At 67.4% G+C, this 10,883-nt stretch carries 10 protein-coding genes and 1 pseudogene; 6 read left to right on the forward strand and 5 right to left on the reverse strand.

The features are described from left to right. Together VFG33_RS22195 and VFG33_RS22200 are read left to right on the forward strand one after the other, a co-directional pair. A pseudogene (locus VFG33_RS22195) lies at positions 1–285 on the forward strand (DNA polymerase Y family protein); the annotation flags it as partial. Positions 286–297: 12 nt separating this feature from the next. Continuing rightward, the gene (locus VFG33_RS22200; RefSeq protein ID WP_325054841.1) at positions 298–3,738 is read left to right on the forward strand and encodes an error-prone DNA polymerase; all 3,441 of its coding nucleotides are present in this window, start codon (positions 298–300) and stop codon (positions 3,736–3,738) included. A gap of 422 nt (positions 3,739–4,160) precedes the next feature. On the opposite strand, the gene VFG33_RS22205 is transcribed toward VFG33_RS22200, so the two are convergent. Continuing rightward, positions 4,161–5,129: a helix-turn-helix domain-containing protein gene (locus VFG33_RS22205; protein ID WP_325054842.1), complete on the reverse strand. Its 969-nt coding sequence runs from the start codon at positions 5,127–5,129 to the stop codon at positions 4,161–4,163. Between the two features lie 510 nt (positions 5,130–5,639). Between VFG33_RS22205 and VFG33_RS22210 the strand changes: the two genes are divergently transcribed. From VFG33_RS22210 to VFG33_RS22225, 4 genes are all read left to right on the forward strand, one after another. After that, positions 5,640–6,524, forward strand: coding sequence for a TIGR03619 family F420-dependent LLM class oxidoreductase (locus VFG33_RS22210; RefSeq protein ID WP_325054843.1), 885 nt, complete (start codon positions 5,640–5,642; stop codon positions 6,522–6,524). Between the two features lie 62 nt (positions 6,525–6,586). Beyond that, positions 6,587–7,327: an SDR family NAD(P)-dependent oxidoreductase gene (locus tag VFG33_RS22215; protein ID WP_325054844.1), complete on the forward strand. Its 741-nt coding sequence runs from the start codon at positions 6,587–6,589 to the stop codon at positions 7,325–7,327. A gap of 40 nt (positions 7,328–7,367) precedes the next feature. Beyond that, positions 7,368–7,718: a VOC family protein gene (locus VFG33_RS22220; RefSeq protein ID WP_325054845.1), complete on the forward strand. Its 351-nt coding sequence runs from the start codon at positions 7,368–7,370 to the stop codon at positions 7,716–7,718. Positions 7,719–7,903: 185 nt separating this feature from the next. Beyond that, positions 7,904–8,491 carry a dihydrofolate reductase family protein gene (locus VFG33_RS22225; RefSeq protein ID WP_325054846.1) on the forward strand — a complete coding sequence of 196 codons (588 nt, stop codon included), beginning with the start codon at positions 7,904–7,906 and terminating at the stop codon, positions 8,489–8,491. Between the two features lie 13 nt (positions 8,492–8,504). Here VFG33_RS22225 and VFG33_RS22230 read toward each other — a convergent pair whose 3' ends face one another. The 4 genes from VFG33_RS22230 to VFG33_RS22245 are packed head-to-tail and all read right to left on the reverse strand — an operon-like array spanning position 8,505 to position 10,844. Then, positions 8,505–9,050: a dihydrofolate reductase family protein gene (locus VFG33_RS22230; RefSeq protein ID WP_325054847.1), complete on the reverse strand. Its 546-nt coding sequence runs from the start codon at positions 9,048–9,050 to the stop codon at positions 8,505–8,507. A 7-nt stretch (positions 9,051–9,057) separates the two neighbouring features. Continuing rightward, positions 9,058–9,552, reverse strand: a complete 495-nt coding sequence (locus tag VFG33_RS22235) for an SRPBCC family protein (RefSeq protein ID WP_325054848.1) — start codon at positions 9,550–9,552, stop codon at positions 9,058–9,060. Beyond that, positions 9,549–9,932 (reverse strand): ArsR/SmtB family transcription factor, encoded by a 384-nt coding sequence (locus VFG33_RS22240; protein ID WP_325054849.1) that lies wholly within the window; start codon positions 9,930–9,932, stop codon positions 9,549–9,551. The genes VFG33_RS22235 and VFG33_RS22240 overlap by 4 nt, the downstream gene beginning before the upstream one ends. A gap of 51 nt (positions 9,933–9,983) precedes the next feature. After that, positions 9,984–10,844 (reverse strand): response regulator transcription factor, encoded by an 861-nt coding sequence (locus VFG33_RS22245; protein WP_325054850.1) that lies wholly within the window; start codon positions 10,842–10,844, stop codon positions 9,984–9,986. Between the last annotated feature and the right edge of the window lie 39 nt (positions 10,845–10,883).

Here is a 10,883-nt window from a genome sequence, read left to right on the forward strand (position 1 = left end):
GCGGCGGACGGCCGTCAGGTCTCGGTGAGCGCCCGGGGCATCCTGTCCGGCGAGCCCGCCGCCTTCCGGTTCGAGCCGACGTCAGAGCCCGGCCCGCAAGTTGCCGATAGCAACAAGCTGCACCCGGTCACCGCCTGGGCCGGTCCCTGGGCGGTGGAGGAGCGCTGGTGGGACGAGGACGCGGAGAACAGGCTGGCCCGCTTCCAGCTCGTCGGTGCCGACGGCCGCGCCTGGCTCTTCGCCGTCCGCAACGGCCACTGGTGGGTCGAGGCAAGCTATGACTGAGCGGAGCGGCTGATGGGATACAACAACCCGCCGATTCCCTGGTCGGAGTTGGAGCGGAAGTTGTCGGATCGGTCGCGGCCGCCGGCTCCGGCTGACGAACTGCTGGACGCCGATGGTGGTGACGGTCCTGCCTGGTCGCGACACCGGCCGCCGTACGATCCGGACCCGGTCGACAAACCGCGCCGGCCGGACGGTCCGGTGGTGCCGTATGCCGAGCTGCACTGCCACTCGTACTACAGCTTTCTCGACGGCGCGTCCTCGCCGGAGCAACTGGTGGAGGAGTCGGTCCGGCTCGGGCTGCACGCGCTCGCGCTGACCGATCACGACGGGTTCTACGGCGTGGTCCGGATGGCCGAGGCCGCGGAGGAGTACAAGGACCTGCACACCGTGTTCGGTGCCGAGCTCTCGCTGGAGCTGACCAAACCGCAGAACGGGATGGCCGATCCCGAGGGCAGCCACCTGCTGGTGCTGGCCGAGGGACAGCAGGGGTACCACCGGCTGGCCGGGGCGATCACCGAGGCGCAGTTGCGCGGTCAGGAGAAGGGCCGCCCGATCTACGACCTGGAGGAGCTTGCCGCCATCGGCGAGGACAGCTGGCTGATCATGACCGGTTGCCGCAAAGGCCTGGTACGGCGTGCGCTCGAGCTAGGTGGTCAGGCGGACGGACCGGCGGCCGCGGCGCGTGAGCTGGACCGGTTGACCGCCTTGTTCGGCCAGGACCGGGTCGTCGTGGAGCTGATCGATCACGGTCTGCCCACGGACACCACCCGGAACGCAGTACTGGCCCGGCTGGCTGCCGACGCGGGGCTGCCGGTCGTTGCCACGAACAACGTTCACTACGCGCAGCCCCGGCGGCACAAGCTGGCCGCCGCGGTCGCCGCAGTACGGGCCCGGCGCAGTCTGGACGCGATGGACGGCTGGCTGCCACCCGCCGGCACCGCGCATCTGCGGTCCGGTGAGGAGATGCTCGCCAGGTTCCACCGGTACGACGGTGCCGTCGCGCGCACGGTGGAGCTCGCGGACCAACTGGCGTTCAGCCTTCGCGCGGCCAAGCCGAGCCTGCCGCACCAGGAGGTGCCGCCCGGGTTCACCCCGATGAGCTGGCTGAAGAAGCTCTGCCGCGACGGGGTGAAGAAGCGCTACTCGGACAAGCCGACGGAGCTGATGGCCGAGGCGAAGGCGCGGGTCGAGCGGGAGTTGGAGGTGATCGAGGCCCTCAAGTTCCCGGGTTACTTCCTGATCGTGCGCGACATCGTCATGTTCGCCAAACGCAAGGGGATCCTCTACCAGGGCCGGGGCTCGGCGGCGAACTCGGTGGTCTGCTACGCGCTCGAGATCACCGCGATCGATCCGGTCTTCTTCAACCTGCCGTTCGAGCGTTTCCTGTCCTCGGCCCGGGACGAGGAGCCTGACATCGACGTGGACTTCGACTCCGACCGGCGCGAGGAGGTGATCCAGTGGGTCTATGGCAAGTACGGCCGGCGCAACGCGGCCCAGGTGGCCAATGTGATCACCTATCGGCCGAAGCTCGCAGTACGGGACATGGCCAAGGCGCTCGGCTTCAGCACCGGGCAGCAGGACGCGTGGTCCAAACAGGTCGACGCGTGGGGCGCGGTCCGCAGCAGTGTCGACCACGACATCCCGGCGCCGGTGGTGAAGCTGGCCGAGGAGTTGCTGAAGTTCCCCCGGCACCTGGGCATCCACTCCGGCGGCATGGTGCTGACCGACATCCCGGTCGGTCACGTGGTCCCGGTCGAGCACGCCCGGATGGAGAACCGGACGGTGCTGCAGTGGGACAAGGACGACTGCGCCTGGATGGGGCTGGTGAAGTTCGACCTGCTCGGGCTCGGCATGCTGGCCGCGCTGCAGTACGGGATGGACCTGGTCCGCGAGCACCTCGGCGAGAGCTGGACCCTGGACGCGATCCCGAAGGAGGAGCCCGGCGTCTACGACCAGCTCTGCAAGGCGGACTCGGTCGGCGTGTTCCAGGTGGAGAGCCGGGCCCAGATGAGCACCCTGCCGAGGTTGCGGCCACGCAGCTTCTACGACCTGGCGATCGAGATCGCGCTGATCCGGCCCGGCCCGATCCAGGGTGGCGCGGTGCACCCGTTCATCCGCCGCAAGCTGGGGGAGGAGCCGGTCACCTACCTCCACCCCGCGCTGGAACCGGTACTGCAACGCACCCTCGGCGTGCCGCTGTTCCAGGAGCAGCTGATGCAGATCGCGATGAAGGTCGGCGGCTGCACCGGCGAGGACGCGGACCTGCTCCGCCGCGCGATGGGCTCCAAACGCGGCGTGGAGAAGATCTCGTCGCTGAAGCTCAAGCTGTACGACGGGATGGCGGCGAACGGGATCACCGGTGAGACGGCGGACCAGATCTACGAGAAGATCGAGGCGTTCGCGAACTTCGGCTTCGCCGAGTCCCACTCGATCAGCTTCGCGCTGCTCGTCTACGCCAGCACCTGGCTGCGACTGCACTACCCGGCGGCGTTCCTGGCGGCGTTGCTCCGGGCCCAGCCGATGGGGTTCTACTCACCCCAGTCGCTGGTCGCCGACGCCCGCCGGCACGGAGTCGAAGTACGCCGTCCCGATCTGCTGAAGTCCGGCATCCATGCGGTGCTGGAGCCTCTGGACGGTGCGGATGTGGTTGCTACGGGCAATGACTCTTGTCTGTGCAAGGAGCAGCCGGAGGTCGGGGAGTTCGATCCGGCCCAGCCTTTCGACTCCGATCTGCATCGCCGGGACGGGCGGCTCGTGGTGCGGCTGGGGCTTGCGGAGGTGAAGTCGATCGGGCTGCCCGCGGCGACCACCATCATCGAGGAACGGGAGAAGAACGGTGCTTATGCGGACATGGCGGACTTGGTCCGCCGGACGGGACTGACCGCAGTACAGGTGGAAGCGCTGGCGACGGCAGGGGCGTTCGACGGGTTCGGACTGTCCCGGCGGCAGGCGTTGTGGAACGCGGGCCGTGCCGCCGAGGAACGCCCGGGTCACCTGTCCGGTGTGAGCAGTGCGGGAGCGCCGCCGATGCTGCCTGGGATGACCGGGATGGAGACCACGATGGCCGACCTGTGGGCCACCGGGATCTCCACGGACGACCATCCGATCCGGCATATTCGCGCCGAGCTGGACAGCCAGGGCATCCTGCGGGCCGACCAGTTGGCCGGTGCCGAGGACGGCACCCGGGTCCTGGTCGGGGGAGTGGTCACCCACCGCCAGCGCCCCGCCACCGCGGCCGGTGTCACCTTCCTCAACCTGGAGGACGAGACCGGCATGATCAACGTGATCTGCTCGGGCGGCGTCTGGAACCGCTACCGCCGGATCGCCCGCGAGTCCAGCGCGATGATCATCCGCGGCCGCCTCGAACGCTCCCAGGGGGTCACCAACCTGATCGCCGACAAACTCCAACGCCTCCCCCTGGCCGCCAAGACCACCTCCCGCGACTTCCGCTAGAGGCCGTTCGTTGGGCCCAGCGTCAGATCACGCCCACTCCGCACAAGGACGAGCCGGAGAGGTCCATTGCCGCGCCGACATCGCATGAAAGCGATCTGGAAGTCCGTATTCCTAGGATCTAGTGTCGGCAACAAAACCCTAGGAGAACCCAACAGCGGCTCTGGCGCCGTCCCGAAGGAGCGGATGACCTATGAGTAAGGTCGTGCTCTACATGTGCGCACCCCGGGGAGTGCGGCGTTGGCGAGTGCCCGGCGAGCCGGGCTACCACGACCCTCGCCTCACGACGAGTCCGGTCTCGTAGGCGATTGCGACCGCTTGGGTTGATGACGCCGACCTTATGCCCTCAACGCCCGCCGCATAGCCCGATCATTCTGTGCCCGGCGTAGGTCATGCACTACCGCACCGACAGAGTCCCAGGGCATTCATAGAGCTTGGTTTCGCCGGCATAATTCTCGCCAGTCACGCGGTGACATCCCGTACGTCTCCCTGAAGACCCGGCTGAAGTGGGTCTCGTTGACGAACCCCCAGCGATGTGCGATGTATGCGATGCTCACCGACCTCGCTCCGGGGCGGGCCAGATCCTTGCGGCATTCCTCGAGCCTGTGGGCCCGCAGCCATTCGCCTAGCGTTATGCCAGACCTGGAAAGGATCGTGTAGAGCTGGCGGACCGAAATGTTATGGCGGCGAGCGATCTCGGCGGCGGTGAGGTCGTGTTCGGCAAGATGCGCACGGACGTATTCCATGATCCGCAAGTACAGCGTTGACTCGAGCGGTTCCCGAGCGAGCTGCGGCTCGTCGAGCTGCGTGGCGATGACCGCGCGCACCAGTTCGATGCTGGGCTGACCAACTGAGTCGGCGTTCGGCCCGGCGAGCCTCTGATGGTTCTCGGCAAGCCGTTTGAAATACGTCGCAGCGAGATCCGCAACAGCATTCTCCCTGGAGAGGCGGACGGCCGTGACCTTGGTGATGGCGTTGGACGGCAGCGCAAGGTCGCTTCTGGGAATGCGGAAATAGTGAACGTCCAGGCCTGCGTCATTGAGCAACGTGTAGGGACTGGTCGACTCGTAGATCGCGAACTCGCCCTGCTGCAGAAGCGCTTGGCGCCCGTGCTGGACCACCATGCTGGAACCGGAGACTTGTAGGCCGAGGAAGACGCAGGGCTCAAGCTCGTCATTGGCAAGGCGCGGCGTCCGCGTCACCGTCACTGCGTTGGTGCGGATCGAGCAGACCGTGACTCGGCCGACGTCGGCAATCGCGCCGACCAAACGGATGTCCTGAGGCTCTGAGTGATGCTGGATGTCGACACGGACGACGTTGTGCCAGATCATCTCGCGGATGAGTTCGACCCGGTCACCCGCCGGGACGGCGCTGACATCGACCGCAAGCGTCACGTAACACACCCTCTTTCGCGGTGCCGCGACTGCCGACCGCGGCCGCCGGGGCTTCGCCATCTCGGGTTATGTAACCAGGCCACGCAGACCCGCCTCATTCGAGCGTAGCCACCGGATGCGGTCATCGGTAGCCATGCCGACACCAATTTCCTCCGCCTGCCGCGCGCGCGTCCGCAACGCTACGCCGGTCGCGAGTCGCTGAGCTTTCCGACCGTGCACAAAACCTTGCCAGACGTGCGCGAACTGGCGCCAGGGATGCGTTTCACACCTGGGCCGACGGAGCCGCGGCCGCCCGGGGCCGCGTCTGTGGTGCCGATGGGGAGCTAGCGGTCGTGCTGGCTCGCGCCATCCGTGCACAACGAGTACAAAGTCGCGCACGTTGAATACGCTTCGCTCCCGCGGCGAGGCCTACCGTTCGAGCCATCGGCGCGGTCCGGGTCGGCCGGTCGGCCGTGAATACCACCTGGTGCCGGCCACGGCACGCGCTACAGCAGCGAGGAAGTTGCGCACATGAAGCTTGCCTTGACGATGCCCAACATGGGGCCGCTCGCCGACCAGAAGACGCTGGTCGTCATCGCCGACTCCGCCGAGGCGCTTGGCTACGAGTCCATCTGGGTAAGCGATCACGTCTTGGTGCCGAACACGCTCCCGGTCGACGTCTTCGGGCGTGTGCTCGAGTCGATGACCACGCTTGCGTATCTGGCCGCGCACACCGAGCGCATCGGCCTTGGCACCGGCGTGCTCGTACTGCCGCAGAGGGACCCGGTCCTCGTCGCCAAACAGGCGGCGACGCTGGATCACCTCACCGCCGGGCGACTGAGCCTCGCCGTTGCCGTCGGCTGGCTCGAAGAGGAGTACCGGTTCCTGCGCAGCGACTTCCACACCCGAGGCATCCGCGCCTATGAGTACGTCGAGGTGGTCCGGACGCTGCTCGACGAGCAGAGCCCGAGACACACCGGGCCGGAGATCTGTTTCTCGGATGCCTACTTCGCACCCCGTCCCTCTCATCGTCTTCCGATCTTGCTTGGCGGCACAAGCGAGGCGGCGCTGCGGCGAGCGGCCGCGCTCGGCGATGGTTGGTACGGGTGGAAGCAGACACCGGACGAGGCAGCGGCCGCGGTCGAAGCACTGCGCGGCTTAGGTGCGCCAGACGGCTTCCAGGTTTCGCTGCGCGCCCGGGCGAAGGTCGGTGGCGATCCTGGCGAGGAGCCGATGATGACACCCATCAGCGGTGGCGCTCGCTCCGTCCGAGGGCAGATCGATGCGTATCGACGCAGCGGCGTCGACCGCCTCGTCGTCGACCCGGTGGCCGCGACGCTCGAGGACTTCCTCACTCAGATCGGCAGGCTCGCCGACTTCATCGACGAACCGCAGCATGTCGGTGGGCCTGCTTGACGTTTGAACAGGCTGTGTACCCGGATTTCGACAACGGTCCCAGATCTTGGAGGTAGTTCATCATGACCAGCACTCTGATAAGGGAACTCGATGGCAAGACAGCGCTCGTCACCGGCGCGACATCAGGCATCGGCAAGGCCACAGCGGTGGCCCTGGCCGCGCTAGGCGCCCATGTACTCGTCCACGGCCGCAACGCTGGACGCGGCGCCCAAGTGGTCAAGGAGATCGACGCAGCCGGCGGGTCTGCCCGGTTCATCGGCGCAGACCTCACTGACCCGGAGCAAATCACGCGCTTGGCAGAGGATGCTGGGGACGTCGATATCTTGGTCAACAACGCCGGGCGCTCATGGTTCGGTCCCACTGCCGAGTTGGACGTCGCGACCTACGACGCGATCTTCGCCAGCAACGTCCGCTCCGCGTACCTGCTCACTGCCGCGATCGGACCGATGATGGCCGCGCGTGGGAGCGGCAGCATCGTCAGCATGGACAGCATGGCGGGATCGGTAGGCCTCGCCGGCGGGGCGGCGTACAGCGCCTCGAAGGCCGCGCAGAGCGCCCTCACCCGGGCGTGGGCCGCCGAGTTCAGCCCGGCGGGCGTCCGAGTGAATGCGGTCGCCGCAGGGCCGGTGTACTCAGCCGGCACCGATGCCGAGCGCATCGACCAGTTGGCCACCACAACGCTGCTCGGCCGTGGGGCGCAGCCTGCGGAGATCGCCGACGTCATCGCGTTCCTTTGCACGCCCCGCGCCAAGTACATCACCGGCGCCACCGTGGCTGTCGACGGCGGCCGTACCGCTGTCTGAGCCGAGTACAACCGCAGACACGACAAGGAGATCGCAGATCATGTCCAGCACAGTTTTCGGCGTCAGCTACGACGCCGCCGACGCCAAAGTCGCGGCAAGCTTCTGGGCCGCTGCTCTGAGCCGGTCCGTGGGCGACGGCGCCGACGCCTACAGCGCCGTGGTCGAGCCCGCAGACCCGGCAAGCGGGCCGAGGATCGGCTTCCGTCGCGTTCCCGAGCCAAAGACCGTGAAGAACCGGATGCATTTCGACCTCATCACCGCGGACTTCCCGTCCGAGGTGGAGCGCCTGTTCGCCCTCGGTGCCACCAAGCTCAACGAAGTCCGCGACGGTGCGCACTGGGTCACCCTTGCCGACCCCGAGGGCAACGAGTTTGACCTCATTGAAGGATGACCGATTCGGCCTCGAACGCTCCCAAGGCGTCACCAACTTGATCGCCGACAAACTCCAGCGCCTCCCCCTGGCCGCCAAGACCACCTCCCGCGACTTCCGCTAGCGCCAGAACCGCATGACAGTGATCTGAAAGTCTGGGCCCCTAGCATCCAGTGCCAGCGGACTTATCTCCCGAGGAGAACCAGATGGCACTGATCCGGCTGTACATGACCATCTCGCTGGACGGCTACATCGCCGGGCCGCAGGACAGTGCGGACAACCCGCTCGGCATCGACGGGTTCCGTCTCTTCAACTGGCTCGACCGGCGCGACGACCCGGGGCCGAGCGGCCAGGTGTACGCCGAGGCGATGGCCACCCGCGCCATCATCGCGGGCCGCCGCACCTACGAGCTGGCCAACCACTGGCAGGGCGACCACCACGACGGCGTACCGATCTTCATCCTGACCCACGACGTCCCCGACGAGCCGCCGCCGGGCAGCGTCCGCTTCGTCACCGATCCGAGCGAGTGCGCCTCGCAGGCCCGCGCGGCCGCTGGGAACGGCGACGTGATGGTGCACGGGGCCGGCGCGGCGCAGGCGCTGCTGCAGGCCGGGGAACTCGATGAGCTGGAACTACACGTCGTACCGGTCCTGCTCGGGCAGGGGCGACGCCTGTTCGACAACCTGCCTGCGGAGCACATCGAGCTCGAGCTGCTCCGCAGCCTGACCACTCCGGAGATCAAGGAACCCCGGCAGCACGTCACGCACCTGCGCTACCGCGTCCTCCGCCCGTGACGCAGGACGCGGCCTACTCGACGTGGTAATCCAGCAGCACCAGCCGGTCGTCGAGCACCTGGGTGGAGACCAGTCGTAGGTCGATGTCGGGCAGGTCCTGCAGGATGCGTTCCACGCCGGTCTCGCCGAGGATCTGAGGGAACACCATCAGGCGCAGGCGGTCGACCAGGCCGAGGCGGAACAGGCTGCGGACCAACGAGAGGCTGCCGATCACCCGCAGGGGATCGCCGGGCTGGTTCTTCATCGTGGGGATGGCCGTGGCGACGTCTTCGCTGACCAGCGTGGTGTTCGACCAGGCCAGCGGTCCATCCAATGACTTCGAGAACACCACCTTGGGGAGCTTGTCCATCCGTTCGAACGACGGATCACCGCCGGCGGCGACGATCTCGGCCAGGGCCCGGTAGGTGTTGCTGCCCATCAGCATCACCTGCGGGTCGGCCGACTGCTCGTCGATCCACGCCTGCAGCTCGGGACCGTCGTAGCCGAAGTACGCGGCTGAGTTGGTGCCCCTGGCCCAGCCGTCCACGGTGATGAACAAGTCCACCGTCAGTTGTCGCACCTGGTTCTCACTCCCCGTCGTCCGCGAGCAGGGCGTCCATCTGGCCGACCGAGAGCCGGAGGCCCTCCTCCATGCCCATGCTGATCAGTTGTTCCATCTGTTCTTTGGAGTCGTAGACGGAGCGCAGTTCCATCCGGGTGCCGCCGTCGTGCTCGGTGAGGTTCAGCTGCATGGTGTTGACCGGCATCTCCGCGATCGGCTTCCCGTCCTGGTCGGCGAACCCGTCGCTGAACTCCAGGGACTTCGGCGGGTTGGCCGAAGTGATCCGCCACCAGCCGTGATGCGTCTCGCCCTCGGGGCTGGTCATGTAGTAGGTGACGTCGCCGCCGGGAGTCAGGTCGTGCTCCTTGAAGGTCGCCGGGTAGGTCGGCGGTCCCCACCAGCGCTCCAGCTGCCGCGGGTCGGCCCACAGTTGCCAGACCCGCTCGGCCGGGGCATCGAAGTCGGCGATCAGGGTGAGGGTCAGGTTCTCGAAGTCCTTGTCCAGACTGGTGATGCTCATGGGTGGGATCTCCTCGTCGGGTCGTTGTCGGCTGAATCATGCGAAGTGGCGTCTTCCGCGAGGAGCTCGGACATCCGGTCCACGCGCCCCCGCCAGGTTGTCGCGAGCTGGTCGAGGGCCTGGTGGGCTCGTTCGACGGCCTCGGGATCGGTGCGCACGAGTTGCTCCCTGCCGCGGCGCTCCTTGGTGATCAGGCCGGCCCGCTCCAGGACCGCGACGTGCTTCTGCACCGCGGCGAAGCTCATCGGGTACGCCTCGGCCAGACGCGACACCGACGCCTCGCCCCGGCCGCACCGGCGGACGATGTCGCGGCGGGTCGTGTCCGCCAGGGCGTGGAACAGTTGGTCCACGGCCTCGTCTGTCACTCCATCTACAACCATTTGGTTGTAGGTTAATCCGAGGTCGCCTCGTTGTCCACCGCTGGTGCGGGGTCAGCTGGAGGAGACGGGCTCGAGGAGGCCGAGGGCGTGGGCGGCGGCCAGTGCCCCGGAGCGGTTGTGGGCGCCGAGCTTGCGGAACAGCCGGGACTGGATGTTCTCGACCGTCTTCTCGGCGATCCCGAGCCCGCGGGCGGTCAGCCGCACGGTGTGACCGTTCGCGATCGACTGCAGGATGTCGCGTTCCCGCGAGGTCAGTACCGGCAGGCCGCCCCGGGGCGCGGGCGAGGACGCCCGAACCGCGTCCAGCAGCGCTGCGCTGTGCACACCGAAGATGCCGAGCGCAGCCGCTCTGGCCGACACCTGGGACTGGCTCACCACGTCCAGCTTGCGGTAGATGCGGCGCTTGGCGTTCGCCACCGCCGAGGCGCTGACGTCCAGCAGGTGCGCGATCTGGCTGACCGTGTGCCCGGCGCTGAGCAAGGTGACGATCTGCCTTTCCTGCTCGGTCAGCCCGTTGGCCGCGCCGGGCGGTGCCGACAGATCTCGGTAGACGAACCCGTGCTGACGCACGACGGCGACCAATCCGTCCAGGCTGACCGTGTACGGCATCAGGGTGTCGACGCCCAACGTCAGCAGCGCGGCCAGCTCGATCGGGGACAACTGCTCATAGACGACCACCAGCTTTCCGGACGTCCCGCTGGTCCGCAGCCGGTAGAGCGACTGCCGATCGGCGCCGAACTCGGTGCCCACGTCGATGACGACGACGTCCGGACGGCACAGCTCGCAGAGCACCGGGAGCTCGTAGAGCTCGGCCACGTTCCCGACCACGGTGAAGTCGGGACGGGCGTCCAGACAATCCACGATGGCATCGCGGAACAGCCGCCGGGCGGAGCGGAGCGCAATACGAATCATGACTACTTCCCCACCTGAGATCCGCCCAGTACTCATTGT

The sequence above is a fragment of the Kribbella sp. genome (assembly GCF_035687465.1).
In the GTDB taxonomy this organism is placed as follows: Bacteria; Actinomycetota; Actinomycetes; order Propionibacteriales; family Kribbellaceae; genus Kribbella.

Bases quoted from the DNA above. Each gene is read 5' to 3' on its own strand.
- VFG33_RS22220 (WP_325054845.1), top strand. From the start codon at position 7,368: ATGTCCAGCACAGTTTTCGGCGTCAGCTACGACGCCGCCGACGCCAAA.
- VFG33_RS22210 (WP_325054843.1), top strand. From the start codon at position 5,640: ATGAAGCTTGCCTTGACGATGCCCAACATGGGGCCGCTCGCCGACCAG.
- VFG33_RS22240 (WP_325054849.1), bottom strand. From the start codon at position 9,932: ATGGTTGTAGATGGAGTGACAGACGAGGCCGTGGACCAACTGTTCCAC.
- VFG33_RS22215 (WP_325054844.1), top strand. From the start codon at position 6,587: ATGACCAGCACTCTGATAAGGGAACTCGATGGCAAGACAGCGCTCGTC.
- VFG33_RS22200 (WP_325054841.1), top strand. From the start codon at position 298: ATGGGATACAACAACCCGCCGATTCCCTGGTCGGAGTTGGAGCGGAAG.
- VFG33_RS22245 (WP_325054850.1), bottom strand. From the start codon at position 10,844: ATGATTCGTATTGCGCTCCGCTCCGCCCGGCGGCTGTTCCGCGATGCC.
- VFG33_RS22235 (WP_325054848.1), bottom strand. From the start codon at position 9,552: ATGAGCATCACCAGTCTGGACAAGGACTTCGAGAACCTGACCCTCACC.
- VFG33_RS22225 (WP_325054846.1), top strand. From the start codon at position 7,904: ATGGCACTGATCCGGCTGTACATGACCATCTCGCTGGACGGCTACATC.